We start from the raw sequence: 25,680 nt of genomic DNA on the forward strand, positions 1-25,680 counted from the left end.
TGCCCACCTTCGCTGCACCCATGTCCCAAGTTGTGACTTCCGGCTCCTTCCTGACCCTGCACTACCGGCTGGCCGGTCCGGCGGGCGACATCATCAACACCTTCGCCGACAAGCCCGCCACGCTGTCGCTGGGCACCGGCGAGCTCTCGCCGGCCATGGAGCAGCGCCTGATGGGCATGGAAGAGGGCGCGCACGCCACCTTCGAGCTGCCTGCCGGCGAGGCCTTCGGCGAGCGCAACCCCGACATGCAGCAATGGGTGGCGCGCAAGCTGCTGGCCCAGATGGGCGATCCCGACGAGCAGTACGCCGTCGGCGACGTGGTGCAATTTCCCACGCCCGACGGCTCGGGCAGCTACGCGGGCGCGGTCGTCGAGTCGAACGAGACCGGCGTGCGTTTCGACTTCAACCACCCGCTCGCGGGGCAACCGGTCACCTTCGAAGTGAAGCTGATCGGCGTGCTATGAACCCGAACATCGAGGAAGTCCTGTTGGCCGAGCCGCGCGGTTTCTGCGCCGGCGTGGACCGCGCCATCGAGATCGTCGAGCGCGCCCTCGCCAAGTTCGGCGCGCCGATCTACGTGCGCCACGAGATCGTGCACAACACCTACGTGGTGAACGAGCTCAAGGCCAAGGGCGCGATCTTCATCGAAGAGCTCTCCGACGTGCCGCCCGGCTCCACGCTGGTGTTCAGCGCGCACGGCGTGAGCAAGGCCGTGGAGCAGGAGGCGCGCGACCGCGGCTTCTCGATCTTCGACGCCACCTGCCCGCTCGTGACCAAGGTGCACGTCGAGGTGGCCAAGCTCGCCAAAGAGGGCTACGAGTTCATCATGATCGGCCACAAGGGGCACCCCGAGGTCGAAGGCACGATGGGGCAGCTGTCGAGCGGCATCCACCTCGTGGAAGACGTGGCCGACGTGGCCAACGCGTCGCCGCTGCAGACCGAGAAGCTTGCCGTGGTCACGCAGACCACGCTCAGCGTGGACGACGCCGCGGAGATCGCCGCCGCCGTGCGCGCGCGCTTTCCGAACGTGCGCGAGCCCAAGCAGCAGGACATCTGCTACGCCACCCAGAACCGCCAGGACGCGGTGAAGATCATGAGCCCGCAGGTCGACCTCGTGATCGTGGTCGGCAGCCCCACCAGCTCCAACAGCAACCGCCTGCGCGAGTTGGCGCAGCGCCTGGGCACCGAGAGCTACATGGTCGATTCGGCCGACGAGCTCAAGCCCGAATGGTTCGAGGGCAAGTCGCGCATCGGCCTCACCGCCGGCGCCTCGGCGCCCGAGGTGCTGGTGCACGAGGTGATCGAGCGCGTGCGCGCCTTCGGCGCCGTGTCGGTGCGCAAGATGGACGGCATCGAGGAAACCATCAAGTTCCCGCTTCCCAAGGGCCTCAAGCTCGACGACATCCCGCCCCCCGGGCACATCTCCTGAACATCATGAAAAACACCGATTGGCGCTCCGACATCGAGAGCGCCTCCCGCAGGCTGGGCGAACGCGCCGGCCATTTCCTGCGTGAAACGCCGCTGTGGAAGCTGCCGGCCGCCGCCCTGGGCGTGGCCGCGCCGGGCGCCGAAGTGTGGCTCAAGCTGGAGCACATGCAGGTCAGCGGCAGCTTCAAGGCCCGCGGCATGATGAACCGCCTGCTGGCCAACGACATCCCCGCCGCGGGCGTGATCGTGGCCTCGGGCGGCAACGCCGGCATTGCCACGGCGGCCGCCGCCAAGGCGCTGGGCGTGCCCTGCCAGGTGTTCCTGCCGGGCGTGTCGCCCGAAGCCAAGCGCGCGCGCCTGCGGGCGCTGGGCGCCGAAGTGGTCGTGGTCGGCGAGCTGTACCCCGACGCGCTGGCCGCCTGCCTGGCGCGCCAGAAGGAAACGGGCGCCTTGCTCACCCACGCCTACGACCAGCCCGAAGTGGTGGCCGGCGCTGGCACGCTCGGCCGCGAGATCGAGGCGCAGGGCGGCCTGCCCGACGCCGTGCTCGTGAGCGTGGGTGGCGGCGGCCTGATCGGCGGCCTGGCCGGCTGGTTCGAGCAGCGCGCCCGCGTGGTGGCACTCGAGCCCGAGAAGGCCCCGACGCTGTTCCGCGCCCGCGAGGCCGGCGAGCCGGTCGACGTGGACGTCGGCGGCATCGCGGCCGATTCGCTCGGCGCGCGCCGCATCGGCGCCATCGCCTGGGAGATCACGCAGCAGCAGGTGCGCGACGCGCTGCTGCTGTCCGACGACGCCATCCGCGCCGCCCAGCAGTGGCTGTGGAAGGAGCTGAAGCTCGCCGTGGAACCGGCCGCCGCGCTGCCGCTGGCGGCGCTGCAGACCGGCGCCTACGTGCCGCGCGAGGGCGAGAAGGTGTGCCTGATCATCTGCGGGGCGAACGTCGACCCGGCCACGGTCGCCTGAGTCGCCGCAGGCGTGCGAGCGGGGAGGGCGGGCGCGGGCCGGGCGCCCACCTAAAATCTCCCCATGCTCGACATCACCCTGCTCCGCAAAGACCTGGCCTCCGCTGTGGCCGGCCTCGAAAAACGCAAGAAGAACCAGCCCTACCTCGACGTCTCGGCGTTCACTGCGCTCGAGGCCGAGCGCAAGACGCTGCAGACCCGCACCGAGGAAATCCAGGCGCGCCGCAACACGCTGAACAAGCAGATCGGCCCGCTCAAGGCCAAGGGCGAGTCGGTCGACGCGCTCATGGCCGAGGTCAACGCGCTCAAGGCCGAGCAGGAATCGCAGTCCAAGCGCCTCGAGGAAATCCAGCCCGAGCTGCACGCGCTGCTGCTCGCCGTGCCCAACCTGCCGCACGCCAGCGTGCCGCTCGGTGAAGACGAGGCCGGCAACGTCGAGATGCGCCGTTGGGCCCCGAAGGGCGGCGCCGGCGCCAATGCCACGCCGCTGGCCTTCGCGCCCAAGGACCACGTCGACCTCGGCGCGCCGCTGGGGCTCGACTTCGAGATGGGCGCCAAGCTCTCGGGTTCGCGCTTCACCGTCATGAAGGGCCCGATCGCCCGCCTGCACCGCGCGCTGGCGCAGTTCATGGTCGACCTGCAGACCGAACAGCACGGCTACACCGAGTGCTACGTGCCCTACGTGGTCAATGCGGCCACGCTCAGCGGCACCGGCCAGCTGCCCAAGTTCGAAGGCGACCTGTTCGCCGCGAAGAAGGGCGGCCAGGACGGCGAGCCCGCGCCCGACCATTCGGCGCTGTACCTCATCCCGACCAGCGAAGTGCCGCTGACCAACTTCGTGCGCGACGAGGTCGTGCCCGAGGCGCAACTGCCCATCAAGCTCACGGCCCACACGCCGTGCTTCCGTTCGGAAGCCGGCAGCGCCGGGCGCGACACGCGCGGCATGATCCGCCAGCACCAGTTCGACAAGGTCGAGATGGTGCAGATCGTGCACCCCGAGAAGAGCTACGACGCGCTCGAGCAGATGACCGGTCACGCCGAAGCCGTGCTGCAGGCGCTGGAGCTGCCGTACCGCGTGGTGCTGCTGTGCACCGGCGACATGGGTTTCGGTTCCACGAAGACCTACGACCTCGAGGTGTGGCTGCCCGCGCAGAACACGTACCGCGAGATCAGCTCGGTGTCGAACTGCGAAGCCTTCCAGGCGCGCCGCCTGCAGGCCCGTTTCAAGAACGCCCAGGGCAAGAACGAGCTGGTGCACACCCTCAACGGCTCCGGCCTGGCCGTGGGCCGCGCGCTGGTCGCCGTGCTGGAGAACCACCAGAACGAAGACGGCTCGATCAACGTGCCGACGGCGTTGCGTCCGTACCTCGGCGGCCTCGAAGTTTTGCGCGGTTGAAGCGCAGGGCGTCAAAAGTCAGATTTTTCTGGCTATAATCTGAGGCTCGACAGCACCGGAGAGGTGGCAGAGTGGTCGAATGTACCTGACTCGAAATCAGGCGTACTAGCGATAGTACCGAGGGTTCGAATCCCTCCCTCTCCTCCAGATTCAAGCCCCTGTAGCAGCCCTGCTACAGGGGCTTTGTCTTTGGGCCGCCCATGTCGCCTCATGGCGCCCGCTGCTGCGGCTCCCCACACCCCCTGCGCTGCAGCACCGGCAGCAACTGCGGCCCCAGCGACTTCAGCAGCTGCGTCGGCAGTGCGCTCGTGAACCGGTGGCGCGCGGCGTGGGGCTCGTGGACGTAGGCCAGGATCGTGCCGAAGTAGCGGTCGCCGATCATGAACACGAAGGTGGCCGAGCGGTCGATCTTGCGCTGCGAAATCACCCGTCCGCCGCGGCCGGTCTGTTCGTAGCGATGGTCGCCGGTGCCGGTCTTGCCGCCGATCTCGAGGGCGCGGCCGCTCTCGTCCACCAGCGCGCCCTTCAGCCGCCGTGCGGTGCCGTCGTTCACCACCTCGACCAAGGCACGGCGCACCGTGGCGGCCACCTCGGCAGGCAGCACCTGCTGCGCGCTCGCATGGCGCGGCTCCAGCCGTGTCTCGTAGGGCGTGTCGCGCGCGAAGTGCAGGGCGCCGACCCGTTGCGTGGGCAGCCGCATGCCGTCGTTCGCGAGGATGCCCATCAGCTCCGCCAGGGCGGCCGGCCGGTCGCCCGACGCGCCGATGGCGCTCGCGTAAGACGGCGTCAGCGATGCGAAGGGGTAACCCACGCGCTGCCATGAGCGATGGATCTGTGCAAAGGCGTCGAGCTCGATCAGCTCGCGCAGGCGCCTGTCCTGCGCGCTCTTGTGGCGCGTCTTGAAGAGCCAGGCGTAGACCTCCTGGCGTTCGCGCACGCTCGCGTCCAGCACCTCGGTCAGCGAGGCGCCGGGGTGACGCCGCAGGTAACCGACCAGCCAGAGTTCCAGCGGATGCACGCGCGCGACATACCCGCGATCGGCCAGCGACAGGCCGGCGTAGGTGCGGCGCAGCGCCCCCAATGCGCGCGGCGAGTCGGCGCCGCGGCCCAGCCGCTGCACCAGGAGCGCGTCGAGCCGTGCGTCGTCGGCCTCGGGCTCGATGGTGAAGAGCACGCTCGCCAGGCGCGGTGCCGACGGCCTCAGGCCGCGCAGCAACAGCGCCTCGGCGTCCGCGGCCGGCAGGTGCTGGTACTTGCGATGGAAGCGGGTGAGGAAGGCCGAGCCTTCGCGGTCGGCAAAGCGCGCGAGCAGCTCGCGCCGGCCCGGGTCGGCGGGGTCCTTCAGCAGGCGCTCGGCGCCCGACGCGCCGCCGAACATGCGGTGGCGCACCAGGTCGCGCATCAGGCGGATGAACACCAGGTTGACCGAATGCTTGAAGCCTTCGCGCACCGTCATCGAGCTGCTGTTGCGCGAGCGCTCGAAGTTCTCGAACTGGTGCAGGCCCCCGCCGGTGAAGAAGGCCTCGCCGGGGTTCGCCGAGTACTTGCGCTCCATCGCCGCCTCCAGCATTGGCGCAAGACGGCGATCCTTGGCGCGCAGGAGGTACTGCCGCGCCCACGTGCCCAGCGGGTCGCGCGGGTTCGGCGCCAGCGCCGACAGCTGGGCCGGGCTCAGGTCGACCCAGCCCGCGTGCAGCTCGGCCACGAGCTCCAGGTAACTCACCAGGGTGCGCAGCTTGGCGGTCGAGCCCAGGTCCAGCCGCGCGCCCTGGTTCACGTCGAACGGCTGGTCGATGTTGTCGGCCTGGATGCGCAGCAGGTTGCTCCCGGCGCTGCGCTCGAACAGCGTGAAACTGTAGATCAGCGGGCTGGGGTCGGCACCCGGGTCGAGCATGTGGGAGCCCACCAGTCCCGCGGCCTTCGTCGCGGCGGGCGTGCGCAGGCCGGCCAGCACGCGCGCCACCAGCGCCTGCGCCTCGCCGTCCAGGCTGGTCTCGGCCTCGAGATCGAGGCGCTCCAGGTCGTAGGCCCGCGGCACGTCGAGCAGCGTGCCGATGTGGGTGCGCAGCGCGGTCGCGGCCTTGCGCTGCACGAAGTCGGGCCGGGGCGTCGGCGGCAGCGGCGGCTGCAGGTGCAAGGACAGCGGCAGCGCCGCGTCGCGCAGCGTGGGCGAGATCAGGCCAGCCTCGGCCATCAGCCGCAGGTAGCTGTCGGTCAACCGCGCCAGGCCGACGCCGTCGCCGAGCAGGTGCTGCGACGGACGGCGCTGCGCGATCATCAGCGACAGCGCCTGCTTGAAGGCCTCGGCCTGCTGCCGCAGCGCCTCGTCCGTGGGCGCTGCCGCCTCTTCCGCCTGATCGGCGAGCAGGCGGTTGATTTCACCGAAGTCGCGCCCGTACCAGGCCCACAGGCCGTCGCCCAGCCCGTGCACCTCGCCCATGCCCGGGCGTGCGGCCAGCGGCACGGTGTCGAGGTAGTCGACGACGATCTGGCGGCGCCGCGCCTGCGTGTCGTCGCCGTCCTGGTAGGCGCGCAGCGAGGCCGACGCCATCTGGCGCAGCTTGTCGCCGACCGACCCGGTACGGCCCTGCGGCGAATGGCGGTACTTCTCGAGCTGGGTGGCCAGCGTGCTGCCGCCCGTCGCCGTCTGGCCCAGGCCGACCGCGCGCAGCGCCTGCTCGAGCGTCGCCTTGGCAAAGCGTTCCGGATCGATCGCGGGGTTGCGCTGCAGCGGCTGCGCGTCCAGCAGGTGGCGGTCTTCGACGAACAGCAGGGCGCTCACCAGCAGCGGCGGCACCTCCTCGAAGCGCTCGTAGGCGCGCTTGGGCACGCGGGTGTGCAGCAGCGCCGTGTCCCGGCAGTCGCGCACGGTCAGGCCGGCCTGGTTTTTCTCACGGTAGGGCGCGAAGAGCCCGTAGTCCTGCAGTTCGATCAGCCGCGGTGACATGCGGGCCTGGCGGGTGACGACATAGCCCTGCGGCGCCAGGCGCTCGATGTAGTCCGGCAGCTGGTGGTAGCCCAGCCGCTCGTCGTAGGGCCCGGTCCGGGGAAAGCGGATGGCATCGCTGGCACCGTCTTCGACGCTGAAGCGGGCGCCCTCGGCCAGGTCGCGCCACAGGGCCGATTGCAGCCGGGACGTCTTCAATTCGTCCAGCACGAACAGGGCAAACCCGCCTCCCACGGCGAGTCCCGCGCCGATCCAGACAAGCTTCTTGAACCAAGTCATGCTCTGCCTCGCGAACAGTCCACACCATGGGTTCGTCAGTGACGATGATGCGCTTTTTGAGGCGATTTGGCATGCGTGCGACGACGCAATCGGCCGGAGCCATGCACTTCCGCCGTGCGGCAGAAGAGGTACCTCGACACACATGGCGCATGTCGATCTGCACGGACGTGCGGATCTATCTCAGGGCGAACTGACCTGCTAACCCTTCACGACCCCGGACACCCCACTAGTCGTCGGAATCCTGCGGGCCCGCCAGCAGCCCGAGCACCAACCCGCCGAGGACGATGGCCAGGGCAAGAATCAGCGATGCCTCTGCGAGTAGTCTCATGGTGTCCTGCAATGAATCTCCCCCTCACGATGTGGCCTGCCATTGAACGTACGTTCGCTGACTGGCGGCTGAGTGCGGAAGCAGAAGGGTTTTGTGCGGGGCTTCAGCCTGTCTTCAGGTAAGGCGCGGATACTGGCGGCGACGGTCTTCTGGCGTTGGTAGAGGACGCTTCGGCACCCGCCCTTCGGGGTGGTTCCTCGAGGCCGGAGGTCGTCACGGTTTTCTTGTCGCGCGGGCGCATGCTCAGGCCCGCGCGCTTTCGCCGAGCCACACGGGCTCGTTCGAGGTGTCCGGGAAGTCCGCGGTGTCGATCAGAGGCGCCTCGTCGACGTCCGACGCGCACCGCGCGGCCGGCATGTGCCGCAGCTCGTAGCCGCGCCCATACACCGAGACGAGCACGAACTCGCCGCCCTTGTGCAGCGACAGCTTGCGGCGGATGCTGGCCACGCAGCAGTCCAGCGTGCGGCTGGTGCGTTCGATGCGCGCATCCACCCACAGCGAGGCCAGCAGCCAGTCGCGCTCCAGCAGCCGGCCGGCGTTGCGAAACAGCAGCAGCGCCAGTTCGAACTCGCGCGGCTTCAATCGCACCTCGGTGCCGTGGCACACCACCACGCGGCGCTCGCCCAGGAACTGGTAGTCGCCGAAGCACGCGGCCGTGGCGTGCGGCTGCAGCAACGTGCGGTTGCGCCGCAGCGATTCGCGCACGCGCAGCTCCACCTCGAACTCGTCGACGGGCAGCACCGCGAAGTCGATGCTCGCGCCCTGCGTCTCGCCGCCCGCGGCCGACAGCACGTCGACCAGCAGGTCGCGCTGCGAGGCGCGTGCCACCAGGAAGATGGGAATGCGCAGCGCGCGGCACATCGCCGTGAGGATCGGCCACGCGCCTTCGTCCTTCAGCACGACCAGCAGCAGGCCGAACTGCAGGCCCTGGGTGATGGCCAGCAGGAAGTCCGTGCTGTCGTCGAAGCACACGGGATCGCAGCCCATCAGGCGCAGGCGGTTGCCCCAGCCGGCCTGCTGCGCCTCGTCGCAGCCCACCATCGCGACGCGGCGCGCGCCCTGCTGCGCGGCCATCACGCGCGGGCTCCCCGGCGTGCGACCTTCTCGTGGCGGGGCGTTGGCGTGGCAGGAGAGGTCTTCATGTCGGTGGCATCCATGCGAAGGTGGTGAAGGGCGTCCCGGGGCGATGGCGTGGGCTCAGGGGCGGGCGGCGGCCGTGCTGCGCGGCAGCTTCCAGCCGATGCCCGCGTTGAAGCCCCAGTCCCGGCCCGTGCTGGACACGCCCATGCCCCAGGCCATGTCGCCGTCGTCCGAGCTGCGCTTGAAGCCCAGCGCCGCGGCCGAATAGCCCCGGTAGCTGCCGAAGGCCAGGCCGATCGCCTGTTCGCCGGGGCGGTACGTCGGCACGTAGGCGGCCGACATCGCGATGGCCATGGCCGCGCCCGAGTAGGCGATGCGCGCCGTCTCGCCGACGGCCGCGCGCACCGGGTGCAGCTGGCCTAGGTTGATGGCGTCGTCCGGGCGCACGGCGGGCGCCAGTTCGAAGGCATGGGCGCCGGCGCACGCGAGCCACAGCATCAGCACCCGCAGGATCGCGGTGCGTCGGAGGGCGAAACGTGCGGACGCGTTCACGGCTGCTGTTCAGCCGGCGGCCAGCCGGGTGCCCGCGCCGGGCTGCGTCTTGCGCACGCCATCGGGGCCGTAGAAGGGTTGGGCGCGGGCCTGCAGGAAGTGCAGCGCCTGCTGCGTGAAGTCCAGGTGCGCGTACACCAGCGTGCCGTTGTGCAGGTTGCGGTTGCGCGCGTCTTCGGCGAGCGCGAGCAGTTCGCGCCAGGCCTGGCGCGTAGGTTCACCGCCCGCTGCAGCGGCGGCATCCGCACCCGCACGACCGGGCCCGAAGCCCAGCGCCGCCTGCAGCGATTCACGCTGCCGGTCGAGTTCGGCCATGCGGTCCAGCAGCGCGGTCTTGCGGCCGGCGATGGCGTTCAGTGCGTCGAAGACGCTGTCCGACATGGCCTGCGCCTCCTGGTCCAGCGCGACGAGGAATTCCCCGATGCAGCCCGCTTCCGCGCGCAGGTGCGCCAGCAAGGTGCTCATGCCTCGCCCTTCGGTGCGAGCAGCTCGCGCACGCTGGCCAGCAGGCCGTCGGCGATGCGCTCGGGACGGATCTCGTAGCGGCCGGCGCGGATGTCCTCGCGGATCGCGGCCACGCGCGCCGCGTCGAAATCGCTGCCTCCCACGGCGGCGGGCATCGCATGGACGAGCGCGGAAACGGGCGCCGCTTCCTTCGGGCGCTGCACGGCCTCGGCGGGCGTCGACGGAGCCGGCGCGCCCGGTGTGGGCGTGCGATGCAGGGGCGTGGCCGAAGGGGCGGTGGGATCGATTTTCAAGGTGATTCCTCAGGGGCTGACCCGTATATCGGCAGCCGGTGCAAGAACTTTAGGAAGGGCGTGCATGAAGTGAAGCCTGCGCCGACGCGGCGGCCGCTACTGCACCAGCCGGACCTGTCCTTCCTCGTCGGCCACGCCGCGAATCACCCGGCCGTCCAGCGTCTTCGCCTGCACCACCGCGCCCACCGCGGCGCCGCTCAGGGCCTTGGCCTCGGTGCTGACGACAAAGCCCGGCCCCTGCGCCACCACCTTCACGGCCTGGCCCTGCTGGATCACGGCGACGCCGCGCAGCAGCTCCTTGCGGATCGGGGCGCCGGGCGCGACGCGGTTGGCGCTCACCACCCCGACCAGTTCGGCCGTGCTGGTGACCACCGAGCGCGGCAGCCGCGTGAGGTCGCCGGTGCGCTCGACCACGTCGCCCGCGCCCAGCGCCCGGCCCGCGTCGATGGCGCGCGCCGCCACCAGGTAGCGGCCCTCGACCGCGACACGTGCCTGCACGAAGCGCTTCCACGGCCGCTCGGCATGGCAACGCACGCCCACCGAGAGGCGGCCCCACGGCGTGACGCCCGGCGGCAGGAACACCTCGGGGGCTTCGCACGCGGGCAGGGCGTCGGTGCCGCGCCCTTCGAGGCTGACCGTCACCTTGCCCGGCAGGCCGGCGCTTTGCACCTGGAGGTAGGTCTCGACCGCCTTCGCGGCCGCGTCGCCTGCGATCGCGCCGGTCGACACCGCGCACGACAGCCCCATCGCGCAGGCAGTGCGCAGCAGGCGTTGGCGAAGCGGCGAGAGGGTCATCGAAAGCGAAAGAAGAGGGCCAGAGAAATGAGGTCGCCGGTGCGGGAAGGCCGCAACCGGCGCCCCTGGATTCTTATGAATTCGCCCTGCCGGCGAAGGTGCGAGCAGCAGGCGAAACCCCCCTTTGTTCGGGCGATTGCCAACGCGCCGCATGCATAGACTTGCTTTCCATCGGTCGCTGCGCCCCGTGCACTGGCGACGCCTCAACAGATGGAACAAAGATGATCGACAAGCTGGATGCGGCGTTTCGCTTCCACCGCGAAGCGCTCCATCTCCGGGCCCAGCGCCAGGAGGTGCTCGCGGCCAACATCGCCCATGCCGACACGCCGAACTACAAGGCGCGCGACTTCGACTTCGGCGCGCGCCTGAGCGAGGCCGTCGAGCGCGGCCGCGCCGCCTCGTCGGTGTCGATGGCCACCACCTCGTCGCGCCACCTCGCGGGCCAGGCGCAGGCCACGGCCGGCGACGACCTGCTGTACCGCGTGCCGCACCAGTCCAGCCTCGACGGCAACACGGTCGAGATGGACGTCGAGCGCGTGGCCTTCGCCGACAACGCGCTGCGCTACGAGTCGAACCTGACCCTCATCAACGCCAAGATCAAGTCGCTCCTGTCGGCGGTACAGCCATGAACATCTTCGACGTGGCGGGCTCCGCCATGACCGCGCAATCGCAGCGCATGAACGTGACCGCGAGCAACCTCGCCAACGCCGAGAGCGTGGCCGCCCCCGACGGCCAGCCCTACCGCGCCAAGCAGGTGGTGTTCGAGGTGGCCGCTTCGGGCCGGCGCGACATCGGCGGCGTCAAGGTGGCCGGCGTCATCGAAGACCCGTCGCCCGCCAAGCTGGTGTTCGACCCCAAGAGCCCGCACGCCAACGCCGAGGGCTACGTGGCGATGCCCAACGTCAACGTGGTCGAGGAGATGACCAACATGATCTCGGCCTCGCGCAGCTACCAGGCCAACGTCGAGGTGCTCAACACCGCCAAGACGCTGATGGTCAAGACGCTGACCATCGGCCAGTAACCCACGCACGCCCACGCGCCTCCCGCAGGAAGAACACCGACCCCATGGCCCTTTCCGACACCTCGTCCATCAGCGGGCTGAACGCGCCCACGGCGGCGAACAGCAACAACAATGTCTCCAGTGCCGACAGCGAGCAGCGCTTTCTCAAGCTGCTCGTCACGCAGCTGAACAACCAGGACCCGCTCAACCCGATGCAGAACGCCGAGCTCACCTCGCAACTCGCGCAGATGAGCACCGTGAGCGGCATTGAGAAGCTCAACGCCACGCTCTCGGGCCTGGTCAACCAGACCGGCGCCAACCAGCTGCTGCAGGCCACCTCGCTCATCGGCTACAACGTGCTGTCGCCCGGCGACGTGCTCACCACCAAGAAGCCCGAGGACGGCAAGGACCCCGCCACGCAGGCCTTCGCCGTGCAGCTGCCGGGCACCGCCGCCGACGTCGAGATCAAGATCGTCGACAGCACCGGCAAGGTGATCCGCACGCTCGACGCGGGCGCCATGAAGGAAGGCGTCAACGCCGTCACCTGGGACGGCAAGGACGACCTGGGCGTGGCGGTGCCGCCGGGCGCCTACCGCTTCACGGTCGATGCCAGCAACAACGGCACGACGGTGAAGGCCACCGCGCTCACCTTCTCGCAGGTGGCCGCCGTGAAGCAGGGCGCCGGCGGCGTCACGCTGGAGCTGGCCTCGGGCGCCAGCATCGGGCTGGGCGACGTGCGCCTGTTCCTCTGAGCTTTCGTCTTCGTCTTCGGCGTGGCCCGTGCGGGCCGCGCCCTTCGCACTCTTCTTCCTCGCACCGAACAAGGACCCCCTCATGAGTTTCTCCCAAGGCATCAGCGGACTCGGCGTGGCCGCGGCCAACCTCGACGTCATCGGCAACAACATCGCCAACTCGGGCACGGTGGGCTACAAGTCGGCCGCCGCCACCTTCCAGGACGTGTACGCCGGCTCGCGCGTGGGCCTGGGCGCCTCGGTGTCGGGCGTGACGCAGAACTTCACGCAGGGCGTGACGCAGTCGAGCACGCGCCCGCTGGACGTGGCCATCCTCAACGGCGACGGCTTCTTTCGCCTGGCCAGCCCCAGCGGCGAGGTCTTCTACTCGCGCAACGGCCAGTTCACGCGCGACAAGGACGGCTACATCGTCAACGCGCAGGGCCTGCAGCTCACCGGCTACGGCGCCAACGCCAGCGGCGGCATCAGCGGCGGCACGCCGGGCCCGATCCAGGTGCAGGGCGGCATGATGCCGCCCAAGCCTACGGCCAACATCGACGCGCAGTTCAACCTCGACGCGCGCAGCACGGTACCCACCAAGACGCCGTTCAACCCCACCGACGCCGCCACCTACAACTACCCGAACGCCATCGGTCCCATCTACGACTCGCTGGGCAACCCGCACGACGTGGCCGTGTACTTCGTGAAGACGGCGGCCAATACCTGGAACGTGTACGGCACCTCTGACGGCGCACCGCTGAACGGCGGCGCCGCGCTGTCCAACGTCACGTTCGATGCCAAGGGCGTCATGACCGCACCCGCCTCGGGCGCGTTCAACATCGGGCCGCTCACCTTCATCAACGGCGCCTCGCCGCTCACCGCCTCGGTCGACCTCACGGGCACCACGCAGTTCGGCAGCGCCAACGGCATGAGCAAGCTGGGCCAGGACGGCTACAAGTCGGGTGAGCTCACCGCGTTCTCGATCAACCCTGACGGCACCATCACCGGCAAGTTCTCCAACGAGCAGACGCGCCTGCTGGGCCAGGTCGTGTTGTCGTCGTTCGCCAACCCCAACGGCCTGGAGCCCAAGGGCAACAACGTGTGGGCCGAGACGCAGGCCTCGGGCAATGCGCTCACCGGCACGCCGGGCGAAGGCACCAAGGCCGGTTCGCTGGCCTCGGGGGCGCTGGAGTCGTCCAACGTCGACCTGACCTCCGAGCTGGTGAACCTCATCGTCGCGCAGCGCAACTACCAGGCCAATGCGCAGACCGTGAAGACGCAAGACCAGGTCATGCAGACGCTCATGAACATCCGCTGATCGGGAGCACTTCGTGGATCGAATGCTGTATGTCGCCATGAGCGGCGCCAAGCAGGCCATGGAGCAGCAGGCCGTGGTCGCCAACAACATGGCGAACGTCTCGACGCCGGGTTTCCGTGCGCAGATCGCGACCTTCCGCGCCGTGCCCGTGGTCGGCGAAGAAGCGCCCACGCGCGCCTTCGTGGCCGCCACCACGCCCGGCGCCGACTTCACGCACGGCCCGCTCACGCAGACCGGCCGCGCGCTCGACGTGGCCGTGGGCGGCCAGGGCTGGCTGGTGGTGCAGGCGGCCGACGGCAGCGAGGCCTACACGCGCGTCGGCAACCTGCAGATCGGCGCCGACGGCCAGCTCACGACGATGGGTGGGCGCCCCGTGGTGGGCGACAACGGCGCGCTCACCGTACCGCCGGGTTCGGCCGTGAGCATTGCATCCAACGGCCTCGTGGGTTCGCGCGACGCGGCCTCGACCACGCTCACCGGCATCGCCGAGGTGGGCCGGCTCAAGCTGGTCAACCCGCCCGTGACCGACCTCGTGCGCGGCGACGATGGCCTGTTCCGCATGCGCGCCGACCTGCCGCCGGCCGAGGCCGACGAGGCCGTCACGCTCATCTCCGGCGCCATCGAGGGCAGCAACGTGCAGCCGGTCGATGCCATGGTGGCCATGATCGCCAACGCGCGCAGCTTCGAGATGCAGATGAAGTCGCTGCAGACCGCCGACATCAACGCGCAGACCGCCAACAAGCTGCTGGCCTACGGCTGACCCTCTTCCAGGAACTCCTTTCAATGATCCGCTCCCTCTACATCGCCAAGACCGGCCTGGACGCGCAGCAGACGCAGCTCGACGTGGTCTCGAACAACCTGGCCAACGTCGGCACCACCGGCTTCAAGCGCAGCCGCGCCGTGTTCGAAGACCTGGTCTACCAGAACCTGCGCCAGGTCGGCGGCCAGAGCTCCGACCAGACGCGCCTGCCTTCGGGCCTGCAGGTGGGCACCGGCGTGCACGTGGTCGCCACCGAGCGCATCCACTCGCAGGGCAACCTCACCAAGACCGACAAACCGACCGACGTGGCCATCAGCGGCAGCGGCTTCTTCCAGGTGCTGATGCCCGACGGCACCACCTCGTACACGCGCGACGGTTCGTTCCAGACCGACCGCGACGGCCAGCTGGTCACGGCCAGCGGCTTCCCGGTGCAGCCGGCCATCACCATCCCGGCCAACGCCACCAGCATCACCGTGGGCCGCGACGGCATCGTGTCGGTGGTGCAGGCGGGCGGTACCAACACCGTGCAGGTCGGCCAGCTGCAGCTCGCGACCTTCGTCAACCCGACCGGCCTGCAGAGCCAGGGCGAGAACCTGTATGCCGAGACCGACGCCTCGGGCGCACCCAACCAGGTGAACCCCGGCGTGGACGGCGCGGGCACGCTGAGCCAGGGCTATGTGGAGGCCTCCAACGTCAACGTGGTGGAAGAGCTGGTCAACATGATCGCCACCCAGCGCTCGTACGAGATCAACAGCAAGGCGGTCCAGACCTCGGACCAGATGCTGCAGCGCCTGGCCCAGTTGTGATGCGGGCGGGGGTGCGTCTTCTTCGCCGGGCGGCGGCGCTGCTGCTCGCCACCGCGCTGGCCGCCGGCTGCGCGCAGGTGCCGCGCGAGCCGCTGGTGCACCAGCCGATGACGGCGCGCGCCGACCAGTACGCGGCGGTGCAGGCGCGCCGCGCCCCGGGTGCGATCTTCCAGGACGGCCCCGGCGCCAACGCGCTGTTCGAAGACCGCCGCCCGCGCAACGTCGGCGACATCCTCACCATCCTCATCAGCGAGAAGGTCAACGCGACCAAGAACTCGGGCGCCAATGCCAGCCGCACGGGCAACACGACCAGCGTGTTCGCGGCCATTCCCAAGCTCATCGGCGGCCTGCTCGACGGACAGGACACCAAGCTGTCGGGCACCAACACGCTCAATGCCAAGGGCGGCGCCAACGCCAACAACACCTTCAACGGCGTGATCACCGTCACCGTGACCGACGTCATGGCCAACGGCAACCTGCTGGTGAGCGGCGAGAAGCAGATGGGCATCAACCAGGGCACCGAGTACATCCGCTTCTCGGGCGTGGTGAACCCGCGCACCGTGTCGGGCAACAACACCGTGCCCTCGACGCTGGTGGCCGATGCGCGCATCGAGTACTCGGCCAAGGGCTACATCGATGAAGCCCAGCACATGGGCTGGATGCAGCGCATCTTCTTGAATGTGATGCCATTCTGATGACACACCTCCAGTCTTCGCGCACCTCGAATCGCTGGCGCATCGCGGCGCTGTGCGCGCTCCTGTTCATCGCGCCCGCGCACGCAGAACGCCTGAAGGAACTCGCCAGCATCCAGGGCGTGCGCGACAACCCGCTCATCGGCTACGGCCTCATGGTCGGCCTGGACGGAACGGGCGACCAGACGATGCAGACGCCTTTCACCACGCAGAGCCTGAACAACATGCTGCAGCAGCTGGGCATCACGATCCCGCAGGGCGTGAACATGCAGCTGAAGAACGTGGCGGCCGTCATGGTGACGGCCACGCTGCCGTCGTTCGCGCGGCCGGGGCAGAACATCGACGTCACCGTGTCGTCCATGGGCAATGCCAAGAGCCTGCGCGGCGGCACGCTGCTGATGACGCCGCTCAAGGGCGTGGACGGCGCGACCTACGCGGTGGCGCAGGGCAACATGGTGGTGGGCGGCGCGGGTGCGTCGGCCAACGGCAGCAAGGTGCAGGTCAACCAGCTGAGCTCGGGGCGCATTCCCGCCGGCGCGCTGGTGGAGCGCACGGTCGAGGCGCCGGTGGGCGCGGAAGGCGCGTTCACCATCGAGCTGAACCGCTCCGACTTCGGCACCGCGCAGCGCGCCACGGACGCCATCAACCGCCAGTTCGGCGCCGGCACCGCCGAAGCGATGGACGCGCGCGTGATCCGCGTGCAGGCGCCCGAGCCGCAGCGGCGCGTGGGCTTTCTCGCGCAGCTGCAGGAGCTCGAGGTCACGCCCACGCAGGCGGGCGCGCGGGTGGTGGTCAATGCGCGCACGGGCTCGGTCGTGATGAACCAGGCGGTGCGCGTGAAGGACTGCGCCATCGCGCACGGCAACCTGTCGGTGGTGATCAACACCGAGCCGGTGATCAGTCAGCCGGGCGCGTTCTCGGGCGGCAGCACGGTGGTGGCGCAGACCTCGCAGATTTCCGTCAACCAGGGCGGCGGCGCGATCCAGATGGTGCGCGGCGGCGCCTCGCTCGCAGATGTGGTCAAGGGGCTGAACAGCCTGGGCGCCAACCCGCAGGACCTGGTGTCGATCCTGCAGGCCATGAAGTCGGCCGGCGCCTTGAGCGCCGAGCTCGAGATCATCTGAGGCCGCAGTCATGACCATCTCCGCCAACACAGCATGGACCGGCGCCGACGCGGCCAGCCGCAGCGGCGCGCTCGATCAGCGCTTTGCGCTCGACGTGCAGGGCGTCGATGCGCTGCGGCGCACCGTGCGCACCTCGCCCGAAGAGGGCCTGCAGCAGGTCTCGCGCCAGTTCGAGGCGCTGTTCATGAACATGGTGCTCAAGAGCATGCGCGAGGCGACGCCTTCGAGCGGCCTGCTCGACAGCCAGGACCAGAAGGTCTACTTGTCGATGTTCGACCAGCAGCTCACGCAGAACCTTTCGGGGCGCGGCGTGGGGCTGGCCGAGGCGATGCTGGCGCAGCTGCGGCGGCAATTGCCTTCGGCGGCGACCGAAGCCGACGACGGCATCGGCACGCGGCCGATGTCGCTGGAGCCGCCCCCCGGCCTGCCGTACGGCCCGCGCGCGGGCATCCCCATCGGCTCGGCACCCGGCGCGCGCGTGTCGACGGCGGCCGACCTGGGCGTCTATCAAGTCAGGAGCGGCCCCGCACCCGTCGCGAACGCCTCGCTGCAAGGCCAGGTCGATGCGTTCGTGGACCGCATGGGCGCCTCCGCGCAGGCGGCCAGCGCCGCCAGCGGCGTGCCCGCGCCGCTGATCCTGGCGCAGGCCGCGCTCGAATCGGGCTGGGGCAAGCGAGAAATTCGCGCCGATGACGGCACGCAAAGCTTCAACCTCTTCGGCATCAAGGCCGACAAGGGCTGGAAGGGCGCGACGGTCGAGACCACCACCACCGAATACATCGACGGCGAGCCGCAGAAGGTGCGCGCGAAGTTCCGCGCCTACGCCTCGTACGAGGAGGCCTTCACCGACTACGCGCGCTTCATCACGCGCAACCCGCGCTACGCGAACGTGCTGGCCACCGCCGACCCGGCGCAGGCCGCGCACGGCCTGCAGCGCGCGGGCTATGCCACCGACCCGCGCTACGGCGAGAAGCTGGTTCGCATCATGCAGAAGTTCGGCTGAGCCCTTCGCACAGCCTGACTGCCCGGACCCGAGAACAACGACACGAGAGGCCCCGAGAGGAGACAAGCGAATGACGATAAAGAACTGGACGATCGGAATGCGGCTGGGCGCCGGCTTTGCGCTGGTGCTGGCGCTGCTGGTGGCCGTGGCGGGCATCGGCGTGCTGCGGCTGCAGGGCGTGGGCGAGGCCACGCAGGACATGGCCTCGCGCACCCTGTCGAAGGAGCGCCTGGCCACGGCCTGGCAGCTGGGCACGGCCACCAACAGCGTGCGCACCTTCTCGCTGCTCAAGAGCGACGACGCGCAGGTGCAGGCCCACCTGCAAAAGCAGATCGCCGCCACCAGCGCCACCATCTCCGAGACGCAGAAGGCACTCGAGGCGCTGCTCGTGTCGCCGGAAGAGCTGGCGTTGAGCGCCGACATCCAGAAGCGGCGCGGCGAGTACATCGCGCTGCGCCAGCAGATCCTCCAGCTGAAGACCGAAGGCCGCAAGGACGAGGCCGCGACGCGCACCGACTCGCAGCTGCTGCCGATGCTCGACGGCTACGACGCGGGCATCCGCGCCATGGTGGCGCACCAGCAGAAGCACATCGACAGCACCGCCGCCGCCATCGACGCGCAGTACCGCGCGGGCCTCCTCTACATCGTCGCGCTGGCCGCGGCCGCGCTGGCGCTGGGCGCGGTGCTCGCATGGCTGCTCACGCGCAGCATTGCCGATCCGGTCGCCGAGGCGCTGCTGATCGCCGAGACCGTGGCCTCCGGCGACCTGAGCCAGGAGTTCGAGACCGAGCGCGGCGGCGACTTCGGCCGGCTGCTGCGCGGCATGGGCGAGATGGAAGACACGCTCACCGACCTCGTGACGCGCATCAAGGCCTCGACCGATTCGATCGCGGTGGCGTCGCGGCAGATCGCAGCGGGCAACCAGGATCTGTCGTCGCGCACGGAAGAGCAGGCCAGCTCGCTGGAGCAGACGGCGGCGTCGATGGAGGAGCTGACTTCGACCGTGAAGCAGAACGCGGACAACGCGCGGCAGGCCAATCAATTGGCGGTGTCGGCTTCCGAAGTTGCTGTCAAAGGCGGCGCTGTGGTGTCGCAGGTCGTGGACACGATGGGCTCGATCAACGCCTCGTCCAGGAAGATCGTGGACATCATCGGCGTGATCGACGGCATCGCGTTCCAGACCAACATCCTGGCGTTGAACGCCGCTGTTGAAGCCGCTCGCGCTGGGGAACAGGGTCGCGGATTCGCCGTCGTGGCTTCGGAGGTTCGCAGCTTGGCTCAACGCTCCGCAGCCGCCGCCAAGGAAATCAAGACGCTGATCGGCGACTCGGTGGAAAAGGTCGAAGAAGGCAGCAAGCAGGTCGCAGAAGCGGGCCGCACGATGGAAGAGATCGTGGGCAGCGTCAAGCGTGTGACGGACATCATGGGCGAGATCACTGCCGCGAGCCAGGAGCAGACCTCGGGCATCGAACAGATCAACCAGGCGATCACGCAGATGGACCAGGTCACGCAGCAGAACGCGGCGCTGGTCGAAGAAGCCTCGGCCGCCGCGCAGTCGCTCCAGGAACAGGCCGGCGCTCTGGTCGAGGCCGTGAGCACCTTCAAGCTCGACGCCGACGAAGCCGTTGCGGCCTGAGAACGCCCCGTGTCCACGCACTTCCATCCGAAAGCCTTGCGCCGTGTCGGCATGGGCTTCGCCGCATTGCTCCTGCTGCTGGCCGTGGCGCTCTTCCTCGGCTTCCACGTCGGCACCGGCTGCGCCTGGGCGCTTCATGTCGTGTGGGCGCTGGCGGGCGCCGCCTGCCTGACGGGCCTGGGTCTCGCGGGCTTCGCGGCGCATGCGCGGGCCCGTGCAAGTCACCACGACGCCAAGGTCGCCGAGCGGCTGGACCGGGTGTTCCAGCACGTCAACGCCACCGACGCCTGACAGAGAACGCATGCGCCCGCGCCCCGATCCGCACCGATATTCAGAAAAAAGACTCAAGTCTGGCGGCGCGCTGCCGATAACAGGGAGACGGGGTGGCGCAGGCCGCCGTCCCGCCATGCCGTCATGTCATGCCGGTGGCCCGCCGCGCGATGCGGCCACCGTCCCCCGTTATTGAAGGAAGAGAAGCGCAATGAGTTTGAAGGATCTGAAAATCGGCACCCGCCTGGGGCTCGGCTTCGCGGTGCTGCTGCTGCTGATGGCGTTCATTGCGGGCACGGGCGTGCTGCGCCTGACGAACGTGGGGCAGGCGACCGACGAGATGGTGCAGGGCGCGCTGGTCAAGGAGCGGCTGGCGGCCGAATGGCTCAGCCTGCTCAAGTCGAACACGGTGGCCAACTACGCGATGGTCAAGACCACCGACCCCGAGGTGGCGGCCTATTTCGCCAAGCTCCAGGCGGCGGGTTCGGCGCGCATCACGCCGGCGCAGAAGCAGCTGGAAGCCATGCTCGCCACGCCGGAAGAAAAGGCGCTCTATGCCGCGGTGGTCGCGGCGCGCGTCGTCGTGCTCGAGACCGTGGGCACGCTCAACAAGCTCAAGGACGAGAAGAAGATCGACGAAGCCAATGTGCTGGTCGACACCAAGTTCAGCGCGGCGCTCGCCGTCTACGCCGGCGCCGTCGAAAACCTGGCCAACCACCAGCGCGAAAAGATCGACGCCGCCGCCAAGGGCATCGCGGCCGACCACACCGAGGGCCGCACCACGCTGCTCGTGCTGTCGGCCATCGCGCTGGCGCTGGGCGCGCTGTTCGCCTGGCGCCTTACGCTGGGCATCGTGCGCCCGCTGGGCCATGCACTCGAAGTGGCCGAGACGGTGGCTGCCGGCGATCTGAGCGCGAACATCCGCGTGGACAGCCGCGACGAAGCGGGCCAGCTGATGCAGGCGCTGAAGGACATGAACGCCAACCTTGCCAAGGTGGTGGGCGAAGTGCGCACGGGCACGGAGACCATTGCCACGGCCTCGGGGCAGATCGCTTCGGGCAACCAGGATCTGTCTTCGCGCACGGAAGAGCAGGCCAGCTCGCTGGAGCAGACGGCCGCTTCGATGGAAGAGCTGACCTCGACGGTGAAGCAGAACGCGGACAACGCACGTCAAGCGAACCAACTGGCCGTCTCCGCTTCGGAAGTCGCAGTGAAGGGCGGCGCCGTGGTGTCGCAGGTGGTGGACACGATGGGCTCGATCAACGCTTCGTCGAAAAAGATCGTGGACATCATCGGCGTGATCGACGGCATCGCGTTCCAGACCAACATCCTGGCGTTGAACGCCGCTGTTGAAGCCGCTCGCGCTGGGGAACAGGGTCGCGGATTCGCCGTCGTGGCTTCGGAGGTTCGCAGCTTGGCTCAACGCTCCGCAGCCGCCGCCAAGGAAATCAAGACGCTGATCGGCGACTCGGTGGAAAAGGTCGAAGAAGGCAGCAAGCAAGTCGCCGAAGCCGGCCGCACGATGGAAGAGATCGTGGGCAGCGTGAAGCGCGTGACCGACATCATGGGGGAGATCACTGCGGCCAGCCAGGAACAGACCTCGGGCATCGAGCAGATCAACCAGGCGATCACGCAGATGGACCAGGTCACGCAGCAGAACGCCGCGCTGGTCGAGGAAGCCTCGGCCGCCGCGCAGTCGCTGCAGGAGCAGGCCGGCAGCCTGTCGCAGGTCGTCGGCGTGTTCCGCCTCGGCGGCAGCAGCAGCCACGGCAACGCGCTGGCCCTGGCCTGAAGGCGACGCACCGGCCATGCGTGTCAACCTGCCCGTCACCGACATCGAATACGAACTCTCGAAGGAAGAGGCCCTGGTGTCCCGCACCGACCTCAAGGGCCGCATCACCTACGTCAACCCGGCCTTCGTCGCGGCCAGCGGCTTCACGGCCGGCGAACTCCTGGGCAAGGCGCACAACATCGTGCGCCATCCCGACGTGCCGCCCGAGGCCTTCGCCGACCTGTGGCGCACGCTGGACCAGGGCCTGCCCTGGACCGGCCTGATCAAGAACCGGCGCAAGAACGGCGACTTCTACTGGGTGCTCGCCAACGTCACGCCGATCCGCCACCAGGGCCGCGTGGAGGGCTACATGTCCGTGCGCAGCCGCCCCGCGCGCGACGACGTGGCTGCCGCCGATGCGCTCTACCGCCGCATGCGCGAGGGCGAGGCCAAGGGCCTCGAGCTGCTGCAGGGCGAGGTGGTGCGCAGCGGCTGGACGCGTCCGCTGGCGCGGCTGCGGCGCATCCCGGTGCGGCGCCGCGTGTTCGGCGTGACCGTCGTAGCGGCTGCGCTGTCTGCGGGCCTGGGCGCGATGGGCTGGATGGAGGCGTCCCGCCTGGCCGCTGCGTCCGGCGCGCACAGCTGGCTGCCCACCGCCGTGGCAGCGGGCAGCCTCGGCGCCGCGCTGGCCTGGCTGGGCCTCGGTGCGTTCCTCGGGCGCACGGTGTTCCGTCCGCTCGACGAGGCCATCGAGGTCGCGCGCACCATCGCGGGCGGCGACCTCGTGCGCTTCACGGTGCGGCCCGGCGACGAGATCGCGGGGCTGCTGCGCGCGCTGAACCAGATGAGCGCCAACCTCTTCGCGATCGTCGCGGACGTGGGCGCGAACGTCGCCGGCGTGATGTCGGCGTCGAGCCAGATCGCCTCGGGCAACGAGGACCTGTCCTCGCGCACCGAACAACAGGCCAGCTCGCTGGAGCAGACGGCCGCTTCGATGGAAGAGCTGACCTCGACCGTGAAGCAGAACGCGGACAACGCGCGGCAGGCGAACCAGCTGGCCGTCTCTGCTTCGGAAGTCGCTGTGAAGGGTGGGGCGGTCGTGTCTCAGGTCGTGGACACGATGGGCTCGATCAATGCATCGTCCAAGAAGATCGTCGACATCATCGGCGTGATCGATGGCATCGCGTTCCAGACCAACATCTTGGCGCTGAACGCTGCTGTTGAAGCCGCACGCGCTGGTGAACAAGGTCGTGGCTTCGCAGTCGTGGCCTCTGAAGTTCGCAGCCTGGCTCAACGCTCCGCAGCCGCTGCCAAGGAAATCAAGACCCTGATCGGCGACTCAGTGGAAAAGGTCGAAGAAGGCAGCAAGCAAGTCGCCGAAGCCGGCCGCACGATGGAAGAGATCGTGGGCAGCGTCAAGCGCGTGACCGACATCATGGGCGAGATCACGGCAGCGAGCCAGGAGCAGACCTCGGGCATCGAGCAGATCAACCAGGCGATCACGCAGATGGACCAGGTCACGCAGCAGAACGCCGCATTGGTCGAAGAAGCCTCGGCCACGGCGCAGTCGCTGCAGGAACAGGCGGAGGGCCTGGTCCGGGCCGCAGGGGTATTCAGGACCGGGGCGGGCGAGGGTGCCGGCGCCCGGGATGCGTATTGAACGAGGAGAAGAACACATGTTGAACAACACCAGAGACACATCACCGCGATCGAATGGCGCGGCGCCGTCCGCGTCCACCGTGGCCAACCGCCTGGAGGTCGTGACCTTCAAGCTCGGCGACGAGGAATACGGCATCGACATCCAGAAGGTGCAGGAGCTGCGCGGCTATGACGCCGTGACGCGCATCGCGAACGCGCCGGACTACATCAAGGGCGTGGTCAACCTGCGCGGCATCATCGTGCCGATCATCGACATGCGCATCAAGTTCGAGCTGGGCGCACCCACCTACGACCAGTTCACGGTGGTGATCGTGCTGAACATCTCGGGCCGCGTGGTGGGCATGGTGGTGGACAGCGTGTCCGACGTGATCACGCTCACGGCCGAGCAGATCAAGCCGGCGCCCGAGATGGGCTCGGTGCTCGACACCGACTACCTGATCGGCCTGGGCACGCTGGACGAACGCATGCTGATCCTGGTGGACATCGACCGGCTGATGTCCAGCGAAGAAATGGGCCTCATCGAAGCCGCAGCCACCGTTTGAGGACCACCCCATGACATTCTTTTCGAACCTTCGCATCGGCACCCGCCTGACCCTCGCCTTCGCCATCGTGCTGGGGCTGACGCTCATCTCCAGCGCGGTGGGGCTGATGTCGGCGCACAAGAACGCCGAGGCCACGCGCATCATGATGCAGAGCCCGCTGGCCAAGGAGCGGCTCATTTCCGACTGGTACGTGCTGACCTACTCGGCCATCGCGCGCACCTCGATGATCGCGCGCACCACCGACGAAGCGCTGCCGATGCTGTTCGCCGACGTGATCTCCGAGAGCGTGAAGAAGGGCAGCGAGACCATGGCCAAGGTCGAGGCGCTGCTGGTCACCGACGAAGAAAAAGCGACCTACAAGTCCATCGTCGAGCTGCGCGCCAAGTACCAGGCCGCCAAGGACGAGGTGACCCGCGCCAAGGCCAGCGGCAACACCGTCGAGACCGTGCGCGCCTACCAGCTGTCGTTCCAGCCAGCGGCCAAGGCGTACGAGAACCGCGTGCTCGAGCTGCTGGCCATCGAGCGCCGCGCCATCGACGACATGAGCCACGCCATCGACGCGGCGAATGCGAAGAGCTTCAACCTGCGGCTGCTGCTGACGGCGCTCACGGTGCTGCTGGGTGGCCTGTTCGCCTTCTTCATCTCGCGCAGCATCGTGCGCCCGCTGGCCAAGGCCGTGGGCGTGGCCGAGACGGTGGCCGCGGGCGACCTGAGCGCGAACATCCGCGTGGACAGCCGCGACGAGACCGGGCAGCTGATGCAGGCGCTGAAGGACATGAACACCAACCTGGCGAAGGTGGTGGGCGAGGTGCGCACGGGCACGGAGACCATTGCCACGGCGTCGGGGCAGATCGCTTCGGGCAATCAGGACCTGTCGTCGCGTACCGAAGAGCAGGCCAGTTCGCTGGAGCAGACGGCGGCTTCGATGGAAGAGCTGACTTCGACGGTGAAGCAGAACGCGGACAACGCGCGGCAGGCGAACCAGCTGGCCGTCTCTGCTTCGGAAGTCGCTGTGAAGGGTGGGGCGGTCGTGTCTCAGGTCGTGGACACGATGGGCTCGATCAATGCATCGTCCAAGAAGATCGTCGACATCATCGGCGTGATCGATGGCATCGCGTTCCAGACCAACATCTTGGCGCTGAACGCTGCTGTTGAAGCCGCACGCGCTGGTGAACAAGGTCGTGGCTTCGCAGTCGTGGCCTCTGAAGTTCGCAGCCTGGCTCAACGCTCCGCAGCCGCTGCCAAGGAAATCAAGACCCTGATCGGCGACTCAGTGGAAAAGGTCGAAGAAGGCAGCAAGCAAGTCGCCGAAGCCGGCCGCACGATGGAAGAGATCGTGGGCAGCGTCAAGCGCGTGACCGACATCATGGGCGAGATCACGGCAGCGAGCCAGGAGCAGACCTCGGGCATCGAGCAGATCAACCAGGCGATCACGCAGATGGACCAGGTCACGCAGCAGAACGCGGCGCTGGTCGAGGAAGCTTCGGCCGCCGCGCAGTCGCTGCAGGAGCAGGCCGGCGCCCTCGTGCAGGCCGTGAGCGTCTTCAAGCTCGACGCGAACGCGGTCGCGACGACCCGCGCCAGCTTCACGCGCATCACGCCGATTCCCAAGCCGCCGAAGCCGACGCCCAAGCCGCGTGCCAAGGCGCTGCCCACGCGCCGCGAACCGAGTGGCGCACCGCAGCTCGCCATGGCCGGCGACGCCAAGGGCGACTGGTCGGAATTCTGAGTCAAGCGTAAAGACGACGCGCGCCCCTCAACTTCGGGCGCGCGCTGCCGATAACTACCGAGAGGCATCGCGCGCGATGCCGCTCCCACACACCCCTTTGACAGGTAAAGCCTT

25 protein-coding genes and 1 tRNA gene are annotated in these 25,680 nt (G+C 68.8%); 20 read left to right on the forward strand and 6 right to left on the reverse strand.

All coding sequences use genetic code 11. The features are described from left to right. Window positions 1-20: 20 nt before the first annotated feature. The 5 genes from AC1RAD_RS06440 to AC1RAD_RS06460 all read left to right on the forward strand — a co-directional run bounded on the left by AC1RAD_RS06440 (window position 21) and on the right by AC1RAD_RS06460 (window position 3,933). Complete coding sequence (locus AC1RAD_RS06440) at window positions 21-464, forward strand: FKBP-type peptidyl-prolyl cis-trans isomerase (RefSeq protein WP_062469447.1); 444 nt, start codon at window positions 21-23, stop codon at window positions 462-464. Then, a complete protein-coding gene (ispH, locus tag AC1RAD_RS06445; RefSeq protein ID WP_095743996.1) occupies window positions 461-1,429 on the forward strand; it encodes a 4-hydroxy-3-methylbut-2-enyl diphosphate reductase in 969 nt (322 codons plus the stop codon). The genes AC1RAD_RS06440 and ispH overlap by 4 nt, the downstream gene beginning before the upstream one ends. A 5-nt stretch (window positions 1,430-1,434) precedes the next feature. After that, entirely contained in the window at window positions 1,435-2,391 is a 957-nt protein-coding gene (locus AC1RAD_RS06450; protein ID WP_492734219.1) for a threonine/serine dehydratase, read from the forward strand. Between the two features lie 63 nt (window positions 2,392-2,454). Next, window positions 2,455-3,786, forward strand: a complete 1,332-nt coding sequence (serS, locus tag AC1RAD_RS06455; protein ID WP_492734220.1) for a serine--tRNA ligase — start codon at window positions 2,455-2,457, stop codon at window positions 3,784-3,786. 57 nt (window positions 3,787-3,843) lie between these two features. Further along, window positions 3,844-3,933 (forward strand) — tRNA-Ser (locus AC1RAD_RS06460). Window positions 3,934-3,994: 61 nt separating this feature from the next. On the opposite strand, the gene AC1RAD_RS06465 is transcribed toward AC1RAD_RS06460, so the two are convergent. The 6 genes from AC1RAD_RS06465 to flgA all read right to left on the reverse strand — a co-directional run bounded on the left by AC1RAD_RS06465 (window position 3,995) and on the right by flgA (window position 10,525). Continuing rightward, on the reverse strand, window positions 3,995-7,012 hold the full coding sequence (locus AC1RAD_RS06465; protein ID WP_492734221.1) for a transglycosylase domain-containing protein: 3,018 nt from the start codon (window positions 7,010-7,012) through the stop codon (window positions 3,995-3,997). A gap of 571 nt (window positions 7,013-7,583) precedes the next feature. Further along, window positions 7,584-8,414: a response regulator transcription factor gene (locus AC1RAD_RS06470; protein ID WP_492734222.1), complete on the reverse strand. Its 831-nt coding sequence runs from the start codon at window positions 8,412-8,414 to the stop codon at window positions 7,584-7,586. Between the two features lie 123 nt (window positions 8,415-8,537). Further along, window positions 8,538-8,972 carry a YadA-like family protein gene (locus AC1RAD_RS06475; protein WP_492734223.1) on the reverse strand — a complete coding sequence of 145 codons (435 nt, stop codon included), beginning with the start codon at window positions 8,970-8,972 and terminating at the stop codon, window positions 8,538-8,540. 9 nt (window positions 8,973-8,981) lie between these two features. Then, window positions 8,982-9,437: a flagella synthesis protein FlgN gene (locus tag AC1RAD_RS06480; protein ID WP_492734224.1), complete on the reverse strand. Its 456-nt coding sequence runs from the start codon at window positions 9,435-9,437 to the stop codon at window positions 8,982-8,984. Further along, window positions 9,434-9,730 (reverse strand): flagellar biosynthesis anti-sigma factor FlgM, encoded by a 297-nt coding sequence (gene flgM, locus AC1RAD_RS06485; RefSeq protein ID WP_492734225.1) that lies wholly within the window; start codon window positions 9,728-9,730, stop codon window positions 9,434-9,436. The genes AC1RAD_RS06480 and flgM overlap by 4 nt, the downstream gene beginning before the upstream one ends. A 96-nt stretch (window positions 9,731-9,826) precedes the next feature. After that, window positions 9,827-10,525: a flagellar basal body P-ring formation chaperone FlgA gene (flgA, locus tag AC1RAD_RS06490; protein WP_492734226.1), complete on the reverse strand. Its 699-nt coding sequence runs from the start codon at window positions 10,523-10,525 to the stop codon at window positions 9,827-9,829. A 221-nt stretch (window positions 10,526-10,746) separates the two neighbouring features. Between flgA and flgB the strand changes: the two genes are divergently transcribed. From flgB to AC1RAD_RS06565, 15 genes are all read left to right on the forward strand, one after another. Next, entirely contained in the window at window positions 10,747-11,154 is a 408-nt protein-coding gene (flgB, locus tag AC1RAD_RS06495; RefSeq protein ID WP_062469229.1) for a flagellar basal body rod protein FlgB, read from the forward strand. Beyond that, window positions 11,151-11,546, forward strand: coding sequence for a flagellar basal body rod protein FlgC (flgC, locus tag AC1RAD_RS06500; protein WP_492734227.1), 396 nt, complete (start codon window positions 11,151-11,153; stop codon window positions 11,544-11,546). Before flgB ends, flgC begins: the two co-directional genes overlap by 4 nt. 44 nt (window positions 11,547-11,590) lie before the next feature. After that, complete coding sequence (locus AC1RAD_RS06505) at window positions 11,591-12,277, forward strand: flagellar hook assembly protein FlgD (protein WP_070061527.1); 687 nt, start codon at window positions 11,591-11,593, stop codon at window positions 12,275-12,277. Window positions 12,278-12,359: 82 nt separating this feature from the next. Continuing rightward, window positions 12,360-13,574 (forward strand): flagellar hook protein FlgE, encoded by a 1,215-nt coding sequence (gene flgE / locus AC1RAD_RS06510; protein ID WP_492734228.1) that lies wholly within the window; start codon window positions 12,360-12,362, stop codon window positions 13,572-13,574. Window positions 13,575-13,587: 13 nt separating this feature from the next. Next, window positions 13,588-14,334: a flagellar basal body rod protein FlgF gene (locus AC1RAD_RS06515; protein WP_159274365.1), complete on the forward strand. Its 747-nt coding sequence runs from the start codon at window positions 13,588-13,590 to the stop codon at window positions 14,332-14,334. A 23-nt stretch (window positions 14,335-14,357) separates the two neighbouring features. Further along, the gene (gene flgG / locus AC1RAD_RS06520) at window positions 14,358-15,140 is read left to right on the forward strand and encodes a flagellar basal-body rod protein FlgG (protein WP_062469245.1); all 783 of its coding nucleotides are present in this window, start codon (window positions 14,358-14,360) and stop codon (window positions 15,138-15,140) included. Further along, the gene (locus tag AC1RAD_RS06525; protein ID WP_489059609.1) at window positions 15,140-15,835 is read left to right on the forward strand and encodes a flagellar basal body L-ring protein FlgH; all 696 of its coding nucleotides are present in this window, start codon (window positions 15,140-15,142) and stop codon (window positions 15,833-15,835) included. The genes flgG and AC1RAD_RS06525 overlap by 1 nt, the downstream gene beginning before the upstream one ends. Continuing rightward, a complete protein-coding gene (locus AC1RAD_RS06530) occupies window positions 15,835-16,956 on the forward strand; it encodes a flagellar basal body P-ring protein FlgI (RefSeq protein WP_492734229.1) in 1,122 nt (373 codons plus the stop codon). The genes AC1RAD_RS06525 and AC1RAD_RS06530 overlap by 1 nt, the downstream gene beginning before the upstream one ends. 10 nt (window positions 16,957-16,966) lie before the next feature. Next, window positions 16,967-17,959, forward strand: coding sequence for a flagellar assembly peptidoglycan hydrolase FlgJ (gene flgJ, locus AC1RAD_RS06535; protein WP_492734230.1), 993 nt, complete (start codon window positions 16,967-16,969; stop codon window positions 17,957-17,959). 70 nt (window positions 17,960-18,029) lie between these two features. After that, a complete protein-coding gene (locus AC1RAD_RS06540) occupies window positions 18,030-19,595 on the forward strand; it encodes a methyl-accepting chemotaxis protein (protein WP_492734231.1) in 1,566 nt (521 codons plus the stop codon). Window positions 19,596-19,604: 9 nt separating this feature from the next. Then, complete coding sequence (locus AC1RAD_RS06545; protein WP_390345992.1) at window positions 19,605-19,886, forward strand: hypothetical protein; 282 nt, start codon at window positions 19,605-19,607, stop codon at window positions 19,884-19,886. A 190-nt stretch (window positions 19,887-20,076) separates the two neighbouring features. After that, on the forward strand, window positions 20,077-21,657 hold the full coding sequence (locus AC1RAD_RS06550) for a methyl-accepting chemotaxis protein (RefSeq protein WP_070061534.1): 1,581 nt from the start codon (window positions 20,077-20,079) through the stop codon (window positions 21,655-21,657). Between the two features lie 16 nt (window positions 21,658-21,673). After that, on the forward strand, window positions 21,674-23,296 hold the full coding sequence (locus tag AC1RAD_RS06555; protein WP_492734232.1) for a methyl-accepting chemotaxis protein: 1,623 nt from the start codon (window positions 21,674-21,676) through the stop codon (window positions 23,294-23,296). A 16-nt stretch (window positions 23,297-23,312) separates the two neighbouring features. After that, window positions 23,313-23,837 carry a chemotaxis protein CheW gene (locus tag AC1RAD_RS06560; RefSeq protein WP_070061536.1) on the forward strand — a complete coding sequence of 175 codons (525 nt, stop codon included), beginning with the start codon at window positions 23,313-23,315 and terminating at the stop codon, window positions 23,835-23,837. A gap of 10 nt (window positions 23,838-23,847) precedes the next feature. Beyond that, window positions 23,848-25,566 (forward strand): methyl-accepting chemotaxis protein, encoded by a 1,719-nt coding sequence (locus AC1RAD_RS06565; protein WP_492734233.1) that lies wholly within the window; start codon window positions 23,848-23,850, stop codon window positions 25,564-25,566. Window positions 25,567-25,680: the final 114 nt, after the last annotated feature.

The organism is Variovorax sp. GW823-FHT04B03, from assembly GCF_058796495.1.